Below are 24703 nucleotides of genomic sequence, written 5' to 3' on the forward strand. Positions count from 1 at the left end.
TTATGAAGTTGTCAGATAAGTGGGGCTTACTTAAATCTAAAGATATAAGCTCTGGAATAAACGCAATACGATTTGATTCAGATAGCGAATTGGAGCTTTTTTTAGCGTTGGATGAAAGTAACCACCGTGCAGTTTTGCTACATCTTCCAGAGTCTTTTTCATCGATGACGGAGCCACTAAAAAACGATAATGTAGAGCTATTACTTTTAGATGCTTCTAAGTGTTTAATGATCCGCTTACTTGACCCTGATTTTTATGGTCTGTTTGATGACCTTGTGGTTTCACTATATCAATCGATAAAGCACTTATCTGATGAAGTCAAGGCATCCCAAGTGTTGATAAAAACATACATAAAATGGAATGTGTTTTTTAGCAAAACTAGTGAAAAAAGTTTAAGTCGAGAACGTATTTTGGGGCTTTGGGGTGAGTTTGATTACTTGTTAATGTTATGCGACGGGCAAAATACCTCTCAACAAATCGATAAATTAGTAAAATCATGGACGGGCCCTTTTGATGCGACTCATGATTTTGAGTTAAACGCTAAATCTGTTGAAGTTAAAACAAAGCTCCTAGCATCGCAAACAGTAAAAATATCCAGTGAATTTCAACTTGAATTAACGGAAAGTAAGCCACTTGAGCTTTCAGTAATTTCAGTTCTAGAGTCAGAGTTTGGACTTTCACTTTTTGACATATTTACTTTACTAAAACAGCTAGTTTTAGACAATAATGCGGACTATACAGCTTTGCTTTCTGCTTTAGAGAAAGAGAATTTAGATGAAGATAGACTATCTAAATACTCACATCTTAAATTTATTAAGAAAAAGCATGAAGTATATAATTGTAGTGACGAAGCCTTTCCAAAAATTACTGACTCAAGACTACCAGACGCTATATCTGGGGTAAAATATAGGTTAAATCTCCAAGAGCTGACCGAATACCGAATTGGACATGAGATTTATTAAATGCAAATAGATGATGCAAAAATAGCAAGGGACGACATACTAAACGCAAGTTTAGATGATGATGGTTTTGTAGAACAAAGTGTGATCTTAGATGAGATTATGCCACTTTTACTTGAAACTAAGGTGGTAGATTCTGAAGATATTAGCCACGCTTATTATGTTTCTCCTGACAACAAGATAAAAGTAAATGGCTACTCGATAAACAATACTGGAGAGCGACTCCAATTATTCATTGTTGACGAGAGCTTTCTCAATTTGAATTCTGAGGAATATTTAATATCTCAGCGAAATGTTTATGAAGAACAATTCAAACGTGCAGTTCGATTTGTATCTTCAGCTTTGCAGCAAAAACTAGAAAATATTCAAGAATCAGAACCTATTAGGCCCTTAACATCGAAGCTTGCTAGTGAAGAGGGCTTTCTTCAGTTTGACGTAGTTGAAATATTCTTAATTACTTTGTCTGCGACAGTATCATTTAGAGGGGAAGAACCACAGCTACGGAGTATTCACTTTAAAGAAGAGCCAAAAAGCTACAGCCATAAAACAGACGGTAAAACCACCAAAACCAAAGAAATCCTATATGTAAGAAGAGTTATAGACTTAAATTATCTAGCAAATGTATTTGCGTCTCAAGGCAGAGCAGAACCCCTTAAGGTCATTTTTAAAGACGTAATTGGTCGTAACATCGAAGTAATTAAAGCGGCCGATGAGATTGATTTTGAATCTTATTTATGCGTCTTAGAAGCATCTATTTTGGCTGATTTATACAAAAGATATTCTAGCCAACTATTAGAGAAAAATGTCCGTTCTTTCCTTCAGTTTAAAGGTGTTAATAGGGGCCTACGACAAACGATTAAAGAAGAACCAGAGAAATTTATTGCATATAATAATGGCCTTACAATCACGGCCACTAGTGCTAAGACTGGATATCATAAAAAATCGCTATATATAGAAAGCTTAGAAGACTTTCAAATTGTAAATGGCGGTCAAACAACGGCTTCAATCTATTTTTCAAGTAAAGATGGTCTTGATATAAGTAATGTGAAGGTCATGGCGAAGATCAATATAGCCAAAAACAGTAAGGCAAAGGATCTTGATGATTTAATCTCAAAAATCAGTGAATTTTCAAACAGTCAATCAAGGGTTTCAAGAGTCGATTTAAGATCCCGAAGCTCTAAGCTGATACAACTGAAATCTTTAAGTGAGACAGTATTAACCCCTTCTGGAAAAAAATGGTTTTTCGAGAGAGCAAAAGGTGATTTCAATACCCAAGCTAGGAAGAGCAATAACGCTAATAAGTTAAAAGAGACATTTCCGACTGAAAGACGATTCACCAAGGAATTACTTGCCAAATACTATTGCGCTTGGGGTGACAACCCGCACTTGGTAAAGAAAGGTGGCGAAAAGATATTTCGTTTGTTCATCGAGTCTATTGAACCTGAGGATTCGGATGGCGTCGAAATAGACCGAAATTTTTATGAAAGCTTAATATCTAAAATCATACTCTTTAGAAATATGGAAAAAATATATGGTCAGGGCAAAAATGCAATCGGTCAATTGAGGTCTGCTGTCGTCCCTTATTCCATAGCATCTATACACATGTGGTCCATTTTGAATGAAAACCAATTCAAACTAGAAAATCTATGGAAAAAAGAGGTTTTAAGTGAAGAGTTTAAGGAGTATTTGAAACAACTCCTTGTCTTGATGAATGACTTGATCAAACAGTATTCCCTCAGTGATGATTTTGGTGAATATTCTAAAAAAGAAGAGTTGTGGTTAGCAATCAAAAACTCCACTGAACTTAATGATTTTTTCGCGTCTGATTATTCCGCAAAAATGTTAACTGAAGTCTGACTACCAAGGAGCTATCTTGAGTTTTACTAACGAGCGAAATATGAATCAAGAACTTGAGCAGATATCTTTTAGGTTTTTTAAGTTGTTTGCTCGATATGAATCATTGCTAAAAGAAAGAGGTTTCGTTGTCTACCGAAAGGGTGTGTAATTCTGAATTGGGATAGATTTTCGAACGAAGTCATTAATCAAATGTTTATTGAAGAACTGGTGGATAATAGTGGTAAATGAATTACAGCTGAGTAGTCAAATAAAAAATAAAGATTATAAACTTTAAAAAGGGATTAAGTATGAATGAATCTTTGGTGTTGAAGTTTGACCCTAACACAATAGAACACTTAGGTGTTTCATTGTATTCAAAACTTCCAAGTGTACTATCAGAGTTAATCAGTAACTCTTGGGATGCTGATGCAGATAATGTTGCAATTGATTTTATGGAAAGTGGTGATAATAAAGAAATTGCTTATGTAGATGATGGTGAGGGAATGACGTTTGATGAGTTAAACGATAAATATTTAGTTATTGGCCGCAATAGAAGAGAGGATACACAAAGACAAAAAAGTGCTAAGGGTCGACCAGTAATTGGTAAAAAGGGACTCGGCAAGTTATCTGTATTTGGTATATGCGACGAGATAGAAGTGACATCTATAAAGAAAGGTTTGAAGAACCATTTCATAATGAACTTAGTAGAAATTAAAAAAAGTCGTGGTAATAAATACTCACCTGATTTGATATCACACAATGAAGTTACTACAGCTGCTTCAGGTACAATTATCAAACTTAAAAAAATTAGAAGAAAAAGTAATTTCGATTTAAATGAAATAGCTCTAAGTCTATCTAAGAAATTTATTATATTTAGTGAAATGAAGGCCAGCTTAACGAGAAACAGTGAAAGTAATTCTAAGGTAGAAATTACAAATGAACTTAAATTCAGCACTTTAAATAAAGAGTTTGAATGGGACTTCCCAGATAAAAAATATGATGAAAACTATAGTCATTGGGAACAGGTACTTGGTTCTATTATTACCTTGAAAACACCAGTTAAAGATACTGAAATGAGAGGAATATACCTCACATCAAGAGGTAAAATTGTGAATGTAGCCTGCTTCTATGGTGCACGCGATAACGATCAGTTTCACAGCTATGTTACAGGATACCTTCAAGTAGATTTTATAGATGATTTTGATGATGACGTGATATCAACAGATAGGCATTCACTCAACTGGGAGCACGAAGAAACTCGCTCTCTCCAGGAGTACATGCAAAAAATAATTAGAAAAGTAGGTGTTGAATGGAAGAAGAAGAGAGGTCTTGAAAAGAAAATGTTAGTTGAAACCTCTCATAAGATTGGAATAGACATATGGAAATCAAAATTACCAACCTTTGAAAGAGACTTAAGCGATAAAATAATAAACCCGATTTTAGAAAATTCTAATATTGATATAGATGAGTCAGCTAGAATTATTGATAGTGTAATTGGTAAGTTTAATAACAAAGCTTACAAAGAGTATGCAGATAAAATAGCGCAGATATCTACAAGTGATGAAGATATTCCAAAGTTACTAGAACTGATGGATGATTGGAAAGCTATTGAATCTAAACAATATCGAGATTTAGCAACTTCTCGCGTTGAGGTCATAAAGCAATTTGAACACTACATTGAAACAAACACAAAAGAAGTACCAACTCTTCATAATTTTTTAAAGAAATTTTCTTGGTTACTTGACCCAAGAATTTTAGAATTTAGAGATGAGGTCACATATTCAAACCTCCTAAAAGAAAGTTATCCTGATGAAAATTTAAATGAAAAAGATAGACGAATTGATTTTTTATGTAGCAATGCATTAGGAGAAATTCTATATGTAATAGAAATTAAAAGAAGCACTTATACGGTTGATTATAAAGCATTAGAGCAAGCATACGATTATGCATCCTTTTTAGAGGAAAAATTTGCTTCAGCTACTGGTTTTTCAAGAGTGGTATGTTACGTGGTTGGGGGACAAAAATCCGCTGACAGGCGTTTTAAATCTAAAGAAAAAACATATTTCGAAACAGGTCAGGTTTTCGTAAAAACCTATCGAGAATTGCTAGAACAATCAAAAGAGTACCATAGAGAATTTATTGAGACATATGATTTACATAATTCATAGTCTAATTACTACTTTCCAATCAGCTGTGCCAAATACCGTGGTACAGCATTTCCTACTGTAAATATTGATTTGTTCTAGTTCCCTCAAACAATGAAGTTGTATATTTCAGCTGCGCTGTTTTTTCTTCTTATACTTGAATTAATTTGTAAGCTTTCTCATTTAGTAGCTTTCTTTTGAAGAAGCCTCAATGACCATTGATTGTCTAGAACCGTCATTCCAAAATAACAAAACGCATTGCTCCTATTCGCTAAAGATCATACAAATTGCAAGAATAATCACTACCTGATCTCTGAGCTACGATAAAGTCGCTTGGTACTTAGACCGACAACTTCCCTTGCTAATCACACAGATTCATATTAATTAGCTTGTAAGAGAAACAACTCATTTACGACCCGAGCAATCTGGTTTGCTAACAATGGTGGTACTGCGTTGCCAACTTGATGAAACTGGTTTGTTCGCTTACCCACAAACTGGTATGAATCAGGAAACGTTTGAATTCTTGCAGCTTCTCTGACTGTTAAAGAGCGGCATTGATATGGTGAACCATGAATAAAATAGTGACCATCTTTACTAATGTGAGAAGTAATCGTACTTGATTGCGAGCCTAAGCTCTGCACTTTGAATCTGTCGACAAACTTTCCGCTGTTCCAGTTTTTATGTTTTGGCGCTAAATATTTAGGAAAGTCATTAGCCCTAGCATTCTTGCCATAAACTTCTCTATATGTTGCGCAAAAGAAATACCTTAATAAATCAGTATCCATATGAGGTCTGGCTTCATGGTGGGTGATATCCGTATTTGGAGAATCTTTTACAAATTCGGTATACATTGAAGCATTTTTTACTTTTTTATACTTTGCAGTGCTAGCAGTAAATAACCTTGAGGATTTTATTAGTTTCAAATTTAATTTTAGAGTATTGACCATTTTCATTTCGAAGTTAGCGGCCTTAATTAATGAATTGATACCGGCCTCCAAATTTCTCAACCAATTCTCGGCAGAGTCTTCATTGAATCTTCTGCCTCTGTTGGAGAGTGGGCTGCGAATTGCTGGCAAATCTTCAATAGCTTCTTTTACCGCTATTTTATCAACCTTCTTCAACGCTGGGACCTCATCGCGGATATTGTTTGAATTATTCTTTATCCCTAAAACTATGACTCTGTGACGATTCTGAGGAATGCCATAATCCTCAGAATTGAGAACGAAATCTCTGGGGTTCGAAACGCCAGCGATAAACCTATTGCCTGTCTTCAAACTGTAGAGTGTATATCCAGTTGAACAGCCCTCTAAGTCCCTCACGATTTGTTCAAAAACAGGACCTCCATCGATTTGCGACGATAGCATGCCTTTAACATTTTCCATTATAAATATGTCTGGAGAAAAGACTTCCATTATTGAAAGATATTCTTTGTACAGGAAGTGTCGGTTGTCTTCTTCTGGTTTGTAGTCCTTATTACCTTTATTTCTGGCCCTTCCTACTAGCGAATAAGCTTGACATGGTGGCCCTCCAATAAGAACAGTTGGCTCATTTGATGTAGTCTTTTCTAATTGGTTTTTAATGCCCGTAAAGAGCTTTTTGTCCGAGGCAGTATCTTTGCCTAACTCTAGCAAAAGCGTTTCTCTTTTTGCTTGCTCCCAAATATGAGCAGTTACATCCGAAGCTGGACTAGATTTTTTTCCAGCTACATACTGGTAATATTCATTTGGTATCTCGATATCAGCTTTTCTGAGTAATCGAAAGAACGCCCTCAATGTTAAAGTCGAGTGGGCATGAATATCTTTTTCAACGGAAATTAATCCTTTGAATGGGTAATTTCCGTTAGAGTCTTCATATGAAAAAAAACCTTCGCCTAGACCACCTGGGCCAGCAAATAAGTCGATTACATTTATAGTGTCTTTCAAATCCATTTAACCAAAAAATGTTTTGACCCAGGATAACTGTATTTTCCTGATTGTAAAGGGTTGGCACATTTTTATTTTGCGAATCAGAATTTAACAATAGATTTTGATGTTTTTAGAGAAAGTCCAAAATGGTGACTAATTGGTGATTAATATCTGAATACACTATTAAAAATAATAATAAAATATTGTTTAGTATGCCTTTTTATAAATAATTCAACAAGCAGATCCAGAATATTGAGTAGTGTGAACTCTTCTTTATAACTTAAATAGCTTGCAGCTTTGGTGGTTGCCCAGTAACCACCAAACAACCACCTGTATTAGCGAATATACTTAAGCTACTGAAAGTTATTAGAAGCACAGGCCGGCCATTACATCCAAACCAACTAATTTCCCACTTCAAAATGCTTCGCGATTACGGTTTCTTCCTCAACATGCACCCAGTTTAATCCTAAGTGCAAATCAACGTTCATTTTTTGAATAAGTGATTGTAAGTTGGCGTAGCTTTCTTTTGCGCCGCTGGGCATTACTGATACGGTAATGCGCATCCCATTTTCAACATTGCCATTGGCGTAACAATCTTTTATTTCAGCGCCGTCAGCCGACCACACACCGTCAACCGGTTCGCAACATGCACCAGCGAAATGCGCGCCTAATTTAGGCCCTATATATGCCAGTACTTCTTTGTATTGAAATTGTGCAGACGATATAAGCACGGTATAACGTACTCTACTTGCCGAATTATCTGCTTCAAGCTTACTGTTGTTCATAAGCAAAGACATAATAAACCTCGTAAATTACTTGTGGTTTTTATAAAAATACCAAGTGAAGACTACCACTAATAGCAGCGTAATACTTAGTAAGTTCTCGGTGGCAAAGTATGAAACTATATCAAGCAAACCGCGCGTACTTATATGATTCGTAGACGCATTCAGTGAAATTAAATCAACCACCAAACCAACCAGCCCTAACGAGCCCAAAAAGGTGAGTAGAGTTTGAATACCCCGATTTTGCCGGCTAAGTTGTTGGCTAATAGAACGGTTAAGCCGCTCTTGAATTAATGATGATAATTTATCTATTCGCCCTTGTTGCTCGTCAAATAACCACGCAGCTTGAAACTGGCTTAGCAAACTACGCCGTATACCCTGCATGCCACCGGCTGACGCTGAAAACTGAATATTAATAAATTCTATATGATCATTGCGCTGCTGATGCACCGCCATTCCTTTATTTAGCTGCTCAACCATTGCGTTGTCAAAATACGCAGCGTTAAAGTCTTTCAATGTGCGCTTTAGTAAGTCTTCTACGCGAGCCATTAAGGCTGATTGAAACTGCGATAACACCATTACTCTATGCACATCTTCTATTGCGTTGCTGTCTAAAATCAGCGAATTTCCCGAGCCTAATAGCAGAGTGTTTGAGCGTTCATCAATGTTTTTCAGCCATGAAAAATAAGCAGCCTCTTCTAACTCTGGCAGTTTTACCAAGGTACGCGCTACCCACAGTGGCTTGGCGTTACAAAGCGTTTCTTTTGTATCTACAAAGAATTGATACTTTTGCGGTGCAATTAACTTACCTCCGCCTTGGTAAGTATATAGGCGCTCAAGTATGGGGCTAACAAAGGTTTGTGATAACTCTTCAATACGCCGCGTTACTTGAATGTCATTCAAAGTATCAAGATTTTCTTGCACCTTTAGCTCAACAAACAATACGGCTAAGCAATTGTCATAACAATATACTGCAGCATCAATAACGTCTGGCTCTGCCAGTAAATTCGCGGCCTTAATAACGGCTGCTGGTTGATAAAGTACAGGCAAGTTGTCAAAGGCCAAACTGCCATAACCGGTGGGCCAAGGGTTTTCTAATACACTTAGTGTGGTATCTGCACTCAATAATTCTTTAATCAAATGCAATCTTTCTTCTGAGTTTTCCAAGCGCTCTGTTTGCCAATTCATTGGCACACAAATAGGCGAATAACTTAATACGTTTATTGGCATAACTTCTTTTTCTTGAATGAATTCAATGCCCAACACTATAAAGCATGTACTGAATATATGTCGAAAAAATTACATTTTTTAATAACAGTAGGCTTTTGATAATACCCGCCTAGCCATTGGCTTAACCTTAGGCCTAGCTAGCTAACGCAATAGTATTCAGTAATAAGCACAACCTACCTTACATATAAAACTGATATGGCATATTACTAAGGGCGCCACTTTCCATCAACTCAATAGTTTACACCTAAAATATAGCGCAGAACTTTCAGAACAAGTGTTTGATATTGAACGCGGCGGCGTTATTAACATTCAAGAACTTCAAACTACCATTCGAAATGTAAATAAGCAGGCTGAAGATTGCCTGCAATTAGTCAATTTTATTGACGAATTTATTATGAAGCAAATTGGCACTTATCACGCCCTAGAGCTGTGCGAAAAAGATATCAATTACGGAAATAACTTACGAACTGATTTGAAGCGTTTTGAAAATGGCGATCTTTCCAAGTCTGAATTAATTGTTGCTTTAAAAAATGCTAGCGCCACTTTTAAATTACACTCCAATTTATTTGAAGAGCCTATTGCACAAACAGTGAGCTTTGTATTTAGAACCATGATACCGCTAGTCGTATTTATCTCGTTGTTTAATATTTTGTTTATTACCCTGGTTTCAAGAAACATTACCGGTTCCATTAGAAGTGTAATTAGGCTGTTAGCAGAGCAAAGAACCCGAGAAGACCTTGATTCGCAAATTAACATGCGGGTAACCGGCGAATTAAAAACACTTTTAGATGTAGCGAAAGAACGTATTGAAAACGACATCTTAAACTCTGAGAATAACGAAAAGCTAGAAAATTTAATTCAGAAACGAACCGCACTATTAAGCAAAGCAAATGAAGAACTCGCTCAGTTTGCCTATAAAGCCTCTCATGACTTAACGTCCCCCTTGACCTCTAGTAAAGGTTTAGTCGGTTTTATTAAAGAAGACATAGTAAATGGAAATGTAGAAGAGGCACAACTCAACTTAGACAGAATTTATGTGCTATTAGAAAAGCAGGAAAAGTTGATTAGAAATGTACTTACGCTCACAAAAGCGCAAAGTACATTAGATGAGCAAGAAACTATTGACTTCAACGAAATACTGGCAGACATACGTGTGCGTTTGCAAGCTTCACTTGATGAAAACAACATAAAGTTAAGCACACACATAGCGCTTAATTCTTCATTTCAGTCAAGTCTTGCTCGCGTTACTCTTATTCTCGAAAATCTAATCTCAAATAGCATAAAGTACTATGACCCCACTAAAAACTCAGCCATAGTTACTGTAGATGTAAGGCAAGAGAATGAAACGATTGTGATGAAAGTCATAGACAATGGCCTGGGCATGCCTGAAGATAAGCAAGACGATGTTTATAAAATGTTTACGCGATTTCATCCAAAAATTAGCACCGGTACAGGCTTAGGTATGTCAATAGTGAAGCGGGAAGTTGAAGCCTTACAAGGTAGTATTGATTTTACAAGTACTGCAAATGGCACTGAATTTGTTGTGCGTTTACCCCAACACAGGAAGGAAGCTGATGTATGAAAGATGTAGGCATATTAGTTATGTATTCGTCATCTGATAACCCCAGCGATCACGACAAAGCATATTCATATGATAGCGTGGTCGATTTTTTGGTTAAGGGCCAATTTACGCCTGATACCGTTAGGGAAAAGCTCGAAAAGTTATTGGCTGACTAGTTTTAAGACATAATGGCTTTCTCGAGCGCTAGTGGGTCAAAGTGGATGGGCGATAACAGCAAGCGGCTTCCACAGCCCTAACTATTTTAAGTTGTCTTGTATTAATTGATGCTTTGCATGAAGTAACTGATATTGTTGCAAGCCAATAATACAAATCAATGAACCCACTACCGGAAAAGCAAACAGCATAGTGCGAATAACTAAAAGCACATCCGCACTTTGCTCTACGTTGGCGTCATAGCCAAAAGCAGTAAGGAAGTACCCCAACATAGTAGCGCCTAAACCGTGTCCTATTTTCATTAAAACAACCACAAGGGCAATAAATATAGCTTCTGAACGAATGTTGCGTTCGTAATTAAGCTTGTCTACTACATCTGGCGCCATGCCCCAAATAACTGACCATAAGCCCCCTGCTGCTACGCCAACGAGCGCACACCCAACAATAAACTGAAAGTTAAATTCATACACCGTAAGCGTAAAAAATGAAACCGCTATAATACTTAATAAATGAGCGGAAATTAAAGTGTGATGTTTTTCATAGCGCCTAGAAAGATGTGACCAAATTGGCGTAGACAACGTTTGCGCTACAACAATAAGCGTTAAGCCTCCAGCAATTAAGCTTTGGTCATTAAGGTTATACTTACAGAAAAAACTAAAGCATTTAGTAAAAACGGGAATACTAACAGCCGAAAAAAAACTTGCGAATAAAATGATTAAAGCTTGTTTGTCAGTAAATATGCTTTTAATTCCGCGTATTTGTTGAGACCAATTTGAAACCGATTGACTGCCTTGAATATCGCGCTGCTTAATTGAATACCATGATCCCCACATAGCAACTAACGAGCAAATTGCAGCAAATATAGAAAATTGCTGGAATAATTTAGCTTGCTCATAACTATCGTCTGACTCAAAAACGTAAAACGCTGCCAAAGAAACACACAGTGATCCAATTGAACTACAACAAAAACGTAAGGTGGCTAAATGCGCACGCTCTCGACTGTTATGGCTGATCCTAGATAAAAGTGCGTTGTGTGGTAAATCAATGAGGGTATAGCTGGCTCTAAACAATAACAAGCAGGCCAATAGTGTCACTATAGGGCTACCACTCACTACAGGTATAAAGAATATAGCAATGAAACTTAGCGCACACATGGGTGCACCAAATACAATAAAACCGCCGTATTTACCAAATTTATGGCTGTACATGCGGTCTGAAATGAAGCCAATTACTGGGTCAAGTATAGCGTCAACAATTAGCGCTACAAATACAATTATACCCGCTAGTTTAGGGTCAATAGCTAACACATCGGTAATGTAAAATAGCAGGAAATAACCTAGCGTATTAGCTACAATATTTTTACCAAAGTTGCCACTTGCATAACCTAAAGACTGCAAGCGTGAAAGGGGCGCAAACTTAGCCGACATTTATTTATTGCCACACATAACTAGGTACATCAATTATTACATTTAAATACGAAACCTGTTTGCAACATTATATTCTTTAAGTAACAGTTTTATGAACCTATGTATGTTTGCTTTTATAAGCTCATAAGCGACAATTAAAAAGACTGTTTTGCAAAAATGCTTTGTTCAAAACAAAGTTGAGAAGCGCCTACCACACCACCAAGATCGCCTAATTGACTCGCTAAAATTTTAGGTATTGGCAATTTGTTTCTATCAAATTCACAAAACTTTTCCGTATCAATATACTTAAGCCAATGATCAAGCAAAGGCAAAGGTAACCTCCCCCCAATAATGATGGCCTCAGGGTCAAAGGCTCTGGCTAGCACCGTTAACGCGTGCACTAATTGTGTAGCAGACCGTTGTAACCAAGCTTGCAAGGGTTCGCATGTTTGTACTGAAAGTTCGCGCAAATCAGCAAAGTCCTGCACTTCAATATTGTGTGATTGAAGCTCTTTTAATAAATCAGCGCCTGAGGGTCTAGGTTCGTTTAAATTAGGAAACGGCGCACCAAATGCACCAGCATTTCCATTTTTACCCCGATACACTCGCCTATCAATAATTAAACCGCCGCCTATACCATGGCCAATATGAACAAATACAAAGTGATTGAGTGAGCTTCCTGCACCCGCTACATATTCACCCCAAGCGGCACAAGTACCATCGTTTTCAATATAAACGGGGTAGTCAAGACGTTCGCTAAACGCCGAAATTAAATCGACCTCTTCTAACTCTGGAAAATATACCGCATTCATTTTCCGGCGTTCATATAAAAAGTCTCCAGGTATAGATATACCTACCCCACATAGCTTTCGTTTCGCCACACCGTTAGGCTTTAATTGTTCATCTATAAACTTGCTTATTGAAAGGCATAACGCATCTAATGAATGTTCGCTACTTAACTTTACGGTTTGGCTAAATTTAACCCCGCCAGTCCAGTCAACTAAGGCAATTTCCATATATGCACCTGTAAACGTTACGCCTACAGAATAAAGTGCATCTGAATTCAATCGTATTGTTTTTACAGGCTGCCCTCGAGCACCTGTTTGTTCGGCCTTGTCTAATACCAATTTTTTATCAACCAAAGCTTTGGTTAAATTGGTTGCTTGTACTTTTGAAAAGTTTAAGCGCTTTGCTACGTCAACCCGAGTACTGCTTTTATCACGCCGCACAATTTCTAAAATTAACCGCTCACTGTTACTCAATTCAATATTTTGCATGATGATTTTGCGCACTTCTGTTCAGGTTTATATTCACTAATGTCAAATAGTGTAACTCAAAATAACTCACTTATAAAAGCGATTAATTAAATTAAGTTTTATAAACTTAATAAATTTGTAATAAATGCAATTTAATATGCAGGCTGTTTTTACTCATGGCTTAACACGTGCCAGTTAACATTTTATTTATGGAAAAAATTATGCAACGAGCATCAAGATTTAGTTTAATTTCAGCGTCAATCGCGCTAGCTTTAACTCACCAGTCATCGTTTGTAAATGCTCAGGAGAGTGCCCAGGCTACAAACGAAACTGAAGTGATTACCGTTACCGGTACGCGGCTGCAAAATCAACGTGCAGCCCTGCTTAAATATAACTCTGAAAATATTATTGATGCTATTTCAGCCGATGAAATTGGAGCATTGCCTGACTTTTCAGTAGCCGAAGCAATATCAAGAATTACCGGTGTATCTACTGAAGATAGAAACGGCGATGCGGAGTTTGTGGTTATTCGAGGCATGCGATCTGATTTTAATTACCTATCTATTGATGGCGCTATTGTGCCTTCTACTCGCAGAAACGGCCGCGCAACCCAGCTTAGTGTTATTCCTTCAAGCGTTATTGACACTACCAGCGTTGCAAAAAGTTTTTCGGCCAATATGGACGCAAATGCAATTGGCGGAAATATTAACGTACGCACTCGCAGTGCTTTTGATTACGACACCACCTACTTTTTTGCACGAGGAGCGTTAGGTAAGTACGATCATGATGAGAGCCCAGCTGATGCAGGACTTAGTTCCAGAGCCAATTTAACCTATGCAAATTCATTTGGTAAAGATGGCGCCTTTGGTGTTGTTTTCTCAGCAGGGCATTTGCTTTCCAGCGGAGACACATGGCTACCCGGCGTAGCTTATAACGAATACCGAGTAATTGGTGAGCGAGTGAATGATGCCAATGAAACCGAGCAATACACAACACGTTTATATGAAGACGGCATGGCTGATAGTATTGAGATCCCCCACGGTAATCAAACCTATCAATATAACAATGAAATTGAGCGTAATGGCGCGCTTCTAAAACTGGAATATCGTAACAATAGCGATAGTTTATATCTAAATTTATCATCGTATATTTTCACTGAAAACGATACTGAAAAGCGTTGGGATAGCCTAATATTTCGTTCGAATGAAAATGCAATACCTGAGAACTTAACGGCAACGAGCGGTTTTGTAGACAGCGCTAGAACACAGCGCCAATATTTTTTACAAGGCGATAAAAACACATTAAAAAGCATGACCTTTAATGCCCAGTACCAAATTAATGACGAGCAAGACATTGCCTTTTTAGCATCTAAAGCTTCGGGGGAAAGAGAGAACCCGTTTTACCAAATTAGATTTGAAGCCGATGATCGCTCGGCCTTTGCGTATGAATATGACAGCAGTGGCGATTATCCTATTATAAACCTAAGTACGCCAAGTAATTGGACCAATACTGAACTTTTCACTCCAGTATTTTATCGTGACCGTTTTGACATAAATGAACAAGACGCGTCGCAAGTTAAAGTTGATTTTACTAGCAACTGGCAAGCCGCAAACAAACTCGGCATAAAATTAGGCGCAAGCACGCGCACCGATGAACGTTTTCAAGACCAATTATTTGATTACGACTATCGCCCTAACAGTGATGCAGTGAACGAATATACCTTAACGAATACCTTATCTGACGACACTAATTACTTCTCGCCTAACTTAGTACCAGGCCAGCCACAACAATTTATTAATCCTGATTTATTTCTACAATACTTTGCCGATACCAAAAACGAATGGGATGATACAAAGAATCAAATTAACGAAGGTTTGAGTAGCCAATTTGTGGTGGAAGAAACCATTAATGCAGCGTACGTAATGGGCCGCTATTCCTTAAGTAACGTTACTTTAATAGGTGGATTGCGCTATGAAGACACCGATGTAAAATCAACCGGTGGGCAACGATTAGGTGATGACGACCCCTCTACCCCAGAATATGTGCTGAACTCCCAATCAGGTGGGTACAGTAAACTGTTGCCATCCATTATTGCGAATTATCAATTAAGTGACAATATGAAGGTTCGTGCGGCTTACAGCGAAACTTTGGGCCGCGCTGAGTACGATGATTTAGCCGTACGCGGCAGCCGCAATATTGATGATACCAATCAAAGTATTTCCATAAGCTCTGGTAACACTAACCTGAAACCGCGAGAAGCTCAAAATATTGATCTATCGTTTGATTACGCCGTTCCTGAATCAGGTGTAGCAATATCGGCAGGGCTATTTCATAAATCAATAGCGAACGAAATTTATAACCGCAAAGAAATTGAAACCTTAACGATTAATGGGCTTGAATATACACAAACCACAACCCAACCAACCAACGCCAATACTGTGAAACTAAAAGGGCTTGAAGCAGGGGTTTTATTAAATAGTTTTGATTTCATTTCAAATGATTTAGAAGATGTGGGTTTTTCTGCTAACTACTCATATATTGATAGCCAATTCAATATAGAGACTAATGATGACAACGAACGCGAACTATTTGGTTTGTTTTATCAACCCAAAGAAATTGCCAATATGAAACTGTTTTGGTCACCTTCACGTTTCGATATTCGCTTAGCTTTACGTTACAAAGGAAAACGTCAAGTATCTGCAAGTGCCTCTTCTGAAAGTTATGATGAATTTATAGCGTCGCAAACCTTTGTTGATTTACGTGTTAAATATAAATTTAAGAACGGACTCAACGTATCTATTGAAGGCCGAAATTTATCTAACGAAGCTGAGCACCAAATGCTAAATTCTAATCGAATACATTGGACACGAGATTACGGAAAATCATTTTGGGTAGGTGCTGCTTACCGTTTTTAATAGAGCTTGCGGCATAGAACATGCCGCAACTTCTCCTCGCTGGAAGTAGAATTTTATAAGGATTTACATTTATGTTCAAAATACGCCTATTTTGGCTAACCGTAACTTTAGTATTAAGTAGTTATGCGCATGCAAGTCATATTGACACTGTACTTAAGCATTGGAACAAGCCTTCAAACAACTATGTTTTTGTGGTGGCCCATCGAGCCGCATTTATGGAAGACGGCAGAATTATTTTGCCAGAAAATTCACTTCCTGCCATTCAATATGCAATAGACCTTGGTGTTGATATGGTTGAGCTAGATGTACGTGCCACAAAAGACGGCCGATTCGTGATTTTGCATGACAGTACTGTTGACCGCACAACAAATGGAACGGGCAAAATTGCAGACCTTACCTATGAAGAGGTACAACAGCTTAGGTTAATAGACGAAGTTACCGGCGATGTAACAGAGCATATTATTCCAAGCCTTGAAGAAGTGTATACGCTCATACATGGCAAAATTATGGTGAATCTTGATCCTAAGCTTGACCTAGAAGCTTTAGGGGAAACCCTTACCATTGCCAATGATATGGGAGTGTTATCGCATATTATTTTAAAAGGGAAATCAGATACTCCTGAACAGCGTGAAAAAATACAACGCTTGATACAGTCATTACCGTTTGAAGTTGATTTTATGCCTATGCTAAGAGACAAGAAAATATCGTCGTTTGCTGATATTACAGCCACTTACGAACTTCTTAAGCCTTCAGCGGTAGAAATGGTAGTTGGTATTCCTGATTATGAAGACGGCAGCTATTTAACCAAAGATGGCGGCGTGCTTTTTTCTCCAGAAACACGCAAGATTAACAAGGCGTACAATAGCCATTTGTGGATCAATACCTTATACATAGACGCACTAAGGGGGCGCTTAGAAGCCTTGCAATGGAATGGCGGCCGGCACGATATATTAGGCCTGAAATACCCTGTTGAAGTATTTGATTTTTGGATTGATCACGGCGCAAGCGTTATTCAAACAGATGAGCCGAAATTCTTAATTGAATATTTGGAAAAAATGCAAAAGCGCTAGCAAACTCTTCCCTTGTTGTTTCTTGTGTTGTGAACATGGCTTTTTTCTTACTGAGAAAAGCCATTTTTTAGTGTGGGGTTATTGCACAACTAAACGAAAACATCTTTACTGGCTAACCAGTACTTACTGCCATTTTTTTCTGCTATATGGTAAGCCCAATCAGCTACGTGTGAGGCTCTTTGTGCATCACACGTGAAGTACGTACCAAGTTCGTTGGTAATTAGCTTGTCATTTACCACTAGGTTTTGTTCTTGCCATTTAGTTTTGTGCTCAGGCGCGGCTAAGTAGTCTCGTTTATTGTTGTTACACGCTTTATGCGCGAGCACAAAATTATGCCCTAAATCATTGTTATACTTTGTAAAAGGAATGAAGTGGTCAACTTCGGCATTGCCTTTAAGCGGCTTTTTACAGTAAAAACAATTTCCCTTTTGGATGTCTTTTAATAAGTTTGATGCTGACTTTAACGACACCCTTGACGTACCAAATAGGAAGTCTGAAAGCTCACCTGCGCGGCCTATTACTTGTTGATTTTCTTGAATTTTAGAGACCTTTTCTATCCAGCCTTGGCGTGAAAACTGAACGACTAAGTCATGAAACATGCGAAAGCAGTCTGCAATGCCGGTGTTTAACTCAATATAAGGCCTGTTTTTTATATGCAAAAACAAATAACACTCTTCCACCTTCGACAAAACTTGTAAGCGCCAAAGCGGCCCTTCCTTTAAAGTGCGCATAGTGTTTCGATAAATTTGAGGCCACAGGGGGGATGACTTCGCTTGATTCAGATTATTTGCACCACTTCTTTGAAGCTCACATATGTCGGCAATAATTTTGGCTTGTTTACCCGAGTTTTGTAACAAAATGCCGCCTTGTTGTTGCGGGCCAGTTTCTGAAAAAAATGGTTTAGCGTGTTGCCAATAAAGTAAAATCAGTTTTTCCACTATTTCATTTAATGAAATCATTAACCGACCATTATTCGGAACATCCTTTTCAATGCATATATCCGCTAAGGCATGCAAAAAAGCAAACTTGTAAGTCGATGAAAAATCCCCTTCTTGCAGCAAACGCTGCATATAGGAAATAAAATCAATTTGATGTTTATAAAGCGCTTCCATTTATTTCTCTAATACTAATGTTTGCCAATGAATATCATTTCGGCCCAACTCGTCTTTTACCCGCTCAGTTGTGAGTAACACCAACAAACCGTTGGCTTTAGCCAGTTCATTCACCTCAGTAGCGCTTACCGAATATGCACTTCTGCCATCGTTAAAGTTGCCATGCCGTAATGTAATTATTAGCCTTCCACCGGCATTGAGTAAACATGCAATATTGCGCATTGATACTAACCTTTCACTAGGCGATAAGTGCATCCAAACGGCACTTAATAGTACTAAGTCAAACTTCTTTTTAAGAGCCTGGGTTTGCGTTAAAAGGGGTAAGTCATCTTGATACCAAGTTATATCATGTTCGGTTGCGTTTTCTTTCGCTTTCAGTAGCAAAGGTAAAACCGGCTCACAGGCATATACAGTTAAGCCCTGCTTTGCAAAAAAGCGAGCGTCTCTTCCTGAGCCAGCACCTATATCTAATACAGTTCCTTCTTGCGGCAAATAACTAAGCCAACTTTTATGAACAGATTCAAATAAAGCATTGTCGTATTGTTCTACCAAGGCATCGATATTATTTGCATAAAACACTAGGTTGTTGTTCATGAGCTTACTCTTACCAGCGAATTACTTCTTAGTTTATAAGCTTGGTTATTGCTTCTTTAATCAAGTACCGACCATACACCTAACTTAATCATATTTAAACACTGACACCCAAAGCCCTTTGCATCATCCGCCGAATATGCGCATTGGCATGCCGTCAATATCTCGGTAAATTTCATTAAAGCGTAAGCCTTCGTAGCTTACCTTGCTTTGGCCATCAAGCCCAATTAGCACGGTGTGTAAATCACCTATTCTTTCGCGCAGCTCTTTTGCTAATTTGCTATTCACCAAATACCATGAAGCTTCCATTTTCGCCTTACTTGCTTCACTGCTTCGCTTGGCTTTATATAAGTAAACCGTGTTTGTTTCGCGGTTTACTGCAAATATCAGCAACTTTCGCTCAAGTAATGCTTCTTGCTGAGCCATCAAGCTTGTTTCAGTGCTTGCCAAGCTTGGCTTTTGGCTAGTTATTACAATTCGATTTTCCCACTTCAGGCAGGCTAACTCGGTGCATTCATCATAACTTGCAGGCTCAGTGTTGTTGGCATTTATGCCATGGCCATGGGCCGTGTTAGTTAGCAAAGCGAAGAAATAAGCCATAAAAGTAATGGCTTTTGCGAATACGCGTACACAGCTTAAATATGGCGTCATTTTGGCATCCTCAATTATTGGTATTTTTTTATACCCTAGCCCGCAGGTTTTCGATCCACTTAAAGTGGGTAAGCGGAATGAGAATGTAAGTAAGTTTCATGTTAGTCTGTGTGCGTGTTATTAAAACAGTAACTAAGCCACTATAAAATATAAGCCATCACTGAACTAAATTGTTAATTGTGCAGTACGTACACTTTGAGCAAGGCTTTTTATGCAAAGTGGGCCACAATCGTTTACCCATAAAAATGGAGATTACATCATGATTACGTTTACCGTTAACGGTGAAACTCGTGAGTTCGCGGGCGACCCTTCTACCCCTGTACTTTGGTACCTACGCGACGAACTGCAACTCACCGGCCCTAAATTTGGATGCGGTATGGCCCAATGCGGGGCTTGTACAGTGCATATTAACGGCATAGCTCAGCGCTCTTGCATACTCCCCCTTTCTGCCGTTGCCGGTAGTAAAATAACCACCATAGAAGGCTTAAGTGAAAATGGTGATCATCCGGTTCAAGAAGCGTGGATAGAACACAAAGTTCCCCAGTGTGGTTTTTGCCAATGCGGCCAAATGATGCAAGCCGCTAGTTTATTAGCAAGTAATCCAAATCCTAGCGATGAAGAAATTGTGCAGAATATGTCGGGTAACATTTGCCGATGCGGCACATATCCGCGCATTCATAAGGCCATTAAATCGGCATCAAAAGCAATGGCGGGTGTTGAATATTACGTTCCTGAAAAAGCAGGAGAAAACGCATGAGTAAATATTTTGATTTAGACCGCCGAGGATTTTTAAAATCAAGCGCAGCCGCTGGTGCGCTTGTGCTAGGCACTTGCTTTGTTGGAGCAGCTCCGCGTGCAATGGCGGGCGTGCTAGCAAAACCTTCGCAAGCAGCTAAACAAGCCAATTTATTTGTTGCACTGCGCCCTGACGGCATAGTTGAAATTACCTGTCATCGTTCTGAAATGGGCCAGCAAATTAGAACTGCTATAGCCCAAATTGTGGCTGATGAAATGGAAGCTGCCTGGGACAAAGTAGTGGTGATTCAGGGTAAGGGTGATTTAAAATACGGTGATCAAAACACCGATGGTTCTAGAAGTATTCGCTATAATATGCAGCGTTTGCGTGAAATGGGCGCTAGTGTTCGCTACCTTATGCAACAAGCTGCCGCCGCGCGCTGGAACGTACCTATAGACCAATGCACCGCGCAGCAACATGCCGTAAGCCACAGTTCAGGCAAAACTCTGCAATATGCTGAATTAGTTAACGATGCACTTAGCATTACTCCACCTGGCAACGAAAGCCTTACCCTGAAAAAACGCAGTGAATGGCGCTATATAAATACCGCCATGGAGCACATTGATTTAAAAGACATTGTTACCGGTAAAGCCACTTTCGCTGCCGATGTATTAGCACCTAAAGCGCTAATTGCCATGATAGTGCGCCCACCCGTGGTAGGCGGCAAAGTAAAAAGCTTTGACGCAAAAGCAGCCAAAGCCATTGAAGGTGTTGTTGATATTATTGAAATGCCTGCTGCGCAAGGTGCGCCATTGTTTCAACCCAAAGGCGGCATTGCCATAGTGGCACAAAACACGTGGGCGGCCATAAAAGCTCGCCGTGTATTAACCGTTGAGTGGGACAACGGCAAGAATGGTGATTACAACTCAAACACCTTCAAAGACGAATTACTTGCAACGGTTTCAAGCTCGCAAGCCTCGGTGCGTGAATTAGGCAACGCGTCAAGCGTATTAGCCAACGCTAAAGACGAAAACAAATTAGTGGCGCAATATTACGCGCCTCATTTAGCGCAGGCTCCTATGGAGCCACCTTGTGCAACCGCAATGTATTACAAAGACCGCGTAGACGTATGGGCCGCCACACAAAACCCGCAAGCCGATATGCAAACGGTGGGTACCATGGTAGGTATGCCTAAAGAACAAATTAATGTTCACGTTACTATGCTAGGGGGCGGGTTCGGACGTAAATCTAAGCCCGATTTTTCGGCAGAAGCGGCTTATCTCTCAATGAAAACCGGCAAAGCTATTCGCGTACAATGGACTCGCGAAGACGATATTCAGCATAGCTTTTATCATGCTGTATCCGCTCAACATATTGAGGCATCTCTTAATGAGAAAGGGGCGATAGAAGCCTATCTTCACCGCACGGCATTCTCGCCAATAGCGTCTACCTTTCAAGAAAACGCTACAGTTGCAATGGGTTTTGAATTGCGCTTAGGTTTTACTGATAACCCCATTAACACCCCCAATATGAAGTTGGAAAATGGTGAAGCGCCGGCAAAAACGCGTATTGGTTGGATGCGTTCAGTATCCAATATTTTTCATGCGTTTTCTATTCAGTCATTTATTGCTGAAGCGGCCCACAAAGGGGGGCGTGACCAAAAAGACTACTTACTCGAAACCATTGGGCCCCCGCGTATTTTAGATGTTTCAGAACAAAACGCTGATTACGACAACTACGGCGCTGATAAAGCAGAATACCCTCTAGATATAGGAAAGCTGCGCGCCGTAATTGAAAAGGTAGCTGACATGAGCAAATGGGGCCGAGAACTGCCTAAAGGCCGTGGTTTAGGCATTGCCGCCCACAGAAGCTTCTTAACCTATGTGGCTACAGTAGTTGAGGTAGAGGTGTCTGATAGCGGCGAATTAAAGATAATAAAATCATGGGTAAGTATTGATGCAGGCACGGTAGTTAATACCGACACCGTTATTAACCAAGTGCAAGGCGGCTCTATTTATGGGATCACCGCTGCTATTAGTGAAGGCATTACGTTTAAAGAAGGTAAAGCCGAGCAAAGTAACTTTCATAATTACAGAGTGCCTCGAATGAGTGACAGCCCACTGGAAATAGACGTAGAAATTATTCCTAGTGACGCACCACCGGCTGGAGTAGGAGAACCTGCAACGCCTGTTTACGCGCCGGCTTTATGCAATGCAATTTTTGCAGCTTGCGGAAAACGTATTAGGCACTTGCCAATTGGGGATCAGTTAAAAGCCTAGCTTTATAAGCTAAACTCTTATTACTTTAATACTGATTAAGGCGCGCATTCAATTTGCAAGAATGCGCGCCTTTTTTGTTGTTCAGCTAATTGAATACCCCCTTTCGCACATGAAACTAAAAACGCAGTTACCCACCACACCTAAGGCTTGCTTAGAAGAGCCGCAAGCGAGAAACAATAAACGCTAGCCCTTTACTTCAAAATACTTTACAAGCATGGCTAAAATTAATTGTTGTAATACATTGATGTAACAACAAAAAAACTGCTATGGTATAAAAAAAGAACACCCTCCAAACAGCTCTAGCTACATTGAGCTACCCAACTACTCTTAAGGAAAACACAGTGAAAAAAACATGTGTATTGATTATGTTGTTGTTTGTATCTTGCAGTGCCCTAGCGAAAGATAGCTTTGAGCAACTAGAAAATTTGTTTGAAAAGTGGCGAGCATTTGAGTTAGCCCCGCTTTATAAAAACGCACCCGATTACCGTAAAACTACATTTGAAGCCCGCCACGCCCAGTGGGCGCAATTTAAACAGCAGCTTCTTAGTTTAGATTATTCACAATGGACGCTTCCCCAGCAAATAGATTGGTTTGTAATGCTAGCGGAACTGAACGGCTATGAATTTATTGAACAAGTATTAAAACCATGGGGGCGTGACCCAGCCTTTTATAAACAGGTATGGACCTACAAGAGCGATGTGCCAGCACATGAAGGCCCAACACCACACTACGTAACCGAATTATGGACGTACAGCTTTCCTCTTAGCGCAAGTGAGCAAGAGCGCTTAATAAGCGATTTATCGCGCATAGCACCTTTACAAGCGCAAGCAAAAGGTAACTTAACAGGCAATGCCAGAGAGCTTTGGGTAGCCGGAATACGCGATATAGTTGAGCAATATGACGTACTAAAAAGTATTAGTGCTGACATTAAAGCAAGTAACAATAAACAACTAATTGAGGTGCATGAACAAGCCATGACATCAAGTTTTGAATTTGCCGCATGGTTGCACGAACAAAGCCCCAAAAAAACCGCGCCATCTGGCTTAGGAAAGGCTAATTACCAGTGGTATCAACAACACGTTCACTTAGTGCCAATGTCATGGAAAGATGAAGTTCGCCTACTTGAAAGAGAACTTGACCGAGCTTGGTACTCACTTAAGCTTGAAGAGCAAAGAAACCAAGATTTGCCACAACTTGTTGCGGTTAAAAACCAAGAAGAATACGAAGCGCTAGCCGAGCGTTCTGCTGATTATTTTCTTAAATTTTTAGATGAAAAAAATATAGTCACCGTTGCTGATTATTTTAAACCCGCTTTGTACGAACGTTTAGGGAAATTTATACCCGTAGAAACCCGCAATTTTTTCTACATAGGCACACATTTTGACCCAACTCCCCTTTATTCTCACTTTTATCATTGGTTTGAACTTGCCATTATGGAGAACGATCCTAACCCGCGTACTTTGCGCAAAGGCAGCCTGCTATACAATATTTTTGATAGCAAAAATGAAGGTACGGCTACCGCAGTTGAAGAGGTATTTATGCAAGCGGGTTTGTATGATGAAAACCCACGCGCTCGCGAAATTGTATGGATAATGTTGGCGCAAAGAGCGGCCAGAGGACTAGGCTCTTTATATGCTCATGCCAATGAAATGACCATGGAAGAGGCTGGCCAAATACACATGGATTATACCCCCCGCGGCTGGATGAAAACCGAGCCTGATTTATTGATATTTGAACAACACCTTTATTTACGCCAACCCGGATATGGCACCAGTTATGTGACGGGTAAAGCTTTGCTGGAAAAAAGCATTGCAAAGAAAGCCAAGCTTGATGAAGAAAATGGACAAAAATTTTCATTGAAAACATTTTTTGATGAGTTAAATGCAGTAGGTGGAATTCCTATGGCATTAGCCACTTGGGAAATGACCGGCGAAAAGCCCGCTTTTTTGCAAGAGGTTGAGCAGGCCGCGCGCTCAAATGAGCCCAAATTTACAAAATAATTACCTGTATTTAATAGCTTTACATAACTGTTTACACTTCATTTTACACTGTGCAAAAATTAAACGAGCGTTTATTTTTTTGCTATGGTATAAGATA

Annotated in this window: 18 protein-coding genes; 10 read left to right on the plus strand and 8 right to left on the minus strand. The window is 39.2% G+C overall.

What is annotated here, in order from left to right; all coding sequences use genetic code 11:
• Positions 1-2 precede the first annotated feature (2 nt).
• From ACOI22_RS10685 to ACOI22_RS10695, 3 genes are all read left to right on the plus strand, one after another.
• The gene (locus ACOI22_RS10685; protein ID WP_420672010.1) at positions 3-962 is read left to right on the plus strand and encodes a PD-(D/E)XK motif protein; all 960 of its coding nucleotides are present in this window, start codon (positions 3-5) and stop codon (positions 960-962) included.
• A complete protein-coding gene (locus ACOI22_RS10690) occupies positions 963-2816 on the plus strand; it encodes an AIPR family protein (RefSeq protein ID WP_420672011.1) in 1854 nt (617 codons plus the stop codon).
• A 287-nt stretch (positions 2817-3103) separates the two neighbouring features.
• Positions 3104-4963, plus strand: a complete 1860-nt coding sequence (locus tag ACOI22_RS10695) for an ATP-binding protein (RefSeq protein WP_420672012.1) — start codon at positions 3104-3106, stop codon at positions 4961-4963.
• 356 nt (positions 4964-5319) lie between these two features.
• On the opposite strand, the gene ACOI22_RS10700 is transcribed toward ACOI22_RS10695, so the two are convergent.
• From ACOI22_RS10700 to ACOI22_RS10710, 3 genes are all read right to left on the minus strand, one after another.
• Positions 5320-6861: a DNA cytosine methyltransferase gene (locus ACOI22_RS10700; RefSeq protein ID WP_420672013.1), complete on the minus strand. Its 1542-nt coding sequence runs from the start codon at positions 6859-6861 to the stop codon at positions 5320-5322.
• Positions 6862-7244: 383 nt separating this feature from the next.
• The gene (locus ACOI22_RS10705) at positions 7245-7640 is read right to left on the minus strand and encodes a hypothetical protein (RefSeq protein ID WP_420672014.1); all 396 of its coding nucleotides are present in this window, start codon (positions 7638-7640) and stop codon (positions 7245-7247) included.
• Between the two features lie 15 nt (positions 7641-7655).
• On the minus strand, positions 7656-8855 hold the full coding sequence (locus ACOI22_RS10710; protein WP_420672015.1) for a hypothetical protein: 1200 nt from the start codon (positions 8853-8855) through the stop codon (positions 7656-7658).
• A gap of 274 nt (positions 8856-9129) precedes the next feature.
• On the opposite strand from ACOI22_RS10710, the gene ACOI22_RS10715 reads away from it, so the two are divergent.
• Together ACOI22_RS10715 and ACOI22_RS10720 are read left to right on the plus strand one after the other, a co-directional pair.
• A complete protein-coding gene (locus tag ACOI22_RS10715) occupies positions 9130-10437 on the plus strand; it encodes a sensor histidine kinase (RefSeq protein WP_420672016.1) in 1308 nt (435 codons plus the stop codon).
• Positions 10434-10592, plus strand: a complete 159-nt coding sequence (locus ACOI22_RS10720; protein WP_420672017.1) for a hypothetical protein — start codon at positions 10434-10436, stop codon at positions 10590-10592. The genes ACOI22_RS10715 and ACOI22_RS10720 overlap by 4 nt, the downstream gene beginning before the upstream one ends.
• A gap of 81 nt (positions 10593-10673) precedes the next feature.
• Here ACOI22_RS10720 and ACOI22_RS10725 read toward each other — a convergent pair whose 3' ends face one another.
• Together ACOI22_RS10725 and ACOI22_RS10730 are read right to left on the minus strand one after the other, a co-directional pair.
• Positions 10674-12017, minus strand: a complete 1344-nt coding sequence (locus tag ACOI22_RS10725; protein WP_420672018.1) for an MFS transporter — start codon at positions 12015-12017, stop codon at positions 10674-10676.
• A gap of 134 nt (positions 12018-12151) precedes the next feature.
• Positions 12152-13273, minus strand: coding sequence for an ROK family protein (locus ACOI22_RS10730; RefSeq protein ID WP_420672019.1), 1122 nt, complete (start codon positions 13271-13273; stop codon positions 12152-12154).
• Positions 13274-13473: 200 nt separating this feature from the next.
• On the opposite strand from ACOI22_RS10730, the gene ACOI22_RS10735 reads away from it, so the two are divergent.
• Entirely contained in the window at positions 13474-16167 is a 2694-nt protein-coding gene (locus ACOI22_RS10735) for a TonB-dependent receptor (protein WP_420672020.1), read from the plus strand.
• A 71-nt stretch (positions 16168-16238) separates the two neighbouring features.
• Entirely contained in the window at positions 16239-17237 is a 999-nt protein-coding gene (locus ACOI22_RS10740; protein ID WP_420672021.1) for a glycerophosphodiester phosphodiesterase family protein, read from the plus strand.
• Positions 17238-17326: 89 nt separating this feature from the next.
• On the opposite strand, the gene ACOI22_RS10745 is transcribed toward ACOI22_RS10740, so the two are convergent.
• The 3 genes from ACOI22_RS10745 to ACOI22_RS10755 form a co-directional block, all read right to left on the minus strand.
• A complete protein-coding gene (locus tag ACOI22_RS10745; RefSeq protein WP_420672022.1) occupies positions 17327-18349 on the minus strand; it encodes an HNH endonuclease in 1023 nt (340 codons plus the stop codon).
• Positions 18350-18943 carry a class I SAM-dependent methyltransferase gene (locus ACOI22_RS10750; protein ID WP_420672023.1) on the minus strand — a complete coding sequence of 198 codons (594 nt, stop codon included), beginning with the start codon at positions 18941-18943 and terminating at the stop codon, positions 18350-18352. It abuts the gene before it with no gap.
• Between the two features lie 123 nt (positions 18944-19066).
• Positions 19067-19591: a DUF4174 domain-containing protein gene (locus tag ACOI22_RS10755; RefSeq protein WP_420672024.1), complete on the minus strand. Its 525-nt coding sequence runs from the start codon at positions 19589-19591 to the stop codon at positions 19067-19069.
• A gap of 259 nt (positions 19592-19850) precedes the next feature.
• Here ACOI22_RS10755 and ACOI22_RS10760 point away from each other — a divergent pair, with 259 nt between their 5' ends.
• The 3 genes from ACOI22_RS10760 to ACOI22_RS10770 all read left to right on the plus strand — a co-directional run bounded on the left by ACOI22_RS10760 (position 19851) and on the right by ACOI22_RS10770 (position 24606).
• The gene (locus ACOI22_RS10760; RefSeq protein WP_420672025.1) at positions 19851-20348 is read left to right on the plus strand and encodes a (2Fe-2S)-binding protein; all 498 of its coding nucleotides are present in this window, start codon (positions 19851-19853) and stop codon (positions 20346-20348) included.
• Positions 20345-22606 (plus strand): molybdopterin cofactor-binding domain-containing protein, encoded by a 2262-nt coding sequence (locus ACOI22_RS10765; protein WP_420672026.1) that lies wholly within the window; start codon positions 20345-20347, stop codon positions 22604-22606. The genes ACOI22_RS10760 and ACOI22_RS10765 overlap by 4 nt, the downstream gene beginning before the upstream one ends.
• Positions 22607-22947: 341 nt before the next feature.
• A complete protein-coding gene (locus ACOI22_RS10770) occupies positions 22948-24606 on the plus strand; it encodes a hypothetical protein (protein WP_420672027.1) in 1659 nt (552 codons plus the stop codon).
• Positions 24607-24703 lie beyond the last annotated feature (97 nt).

Source organism: Glaciecola sp. 2405UD65-10, from assembly GCF_048820975.1.
GTDB lineage: Bacteria > Pseudomonadota > Gammaproteobacteria > Enterobacterales > Alteromonadaceae > Glaciecola.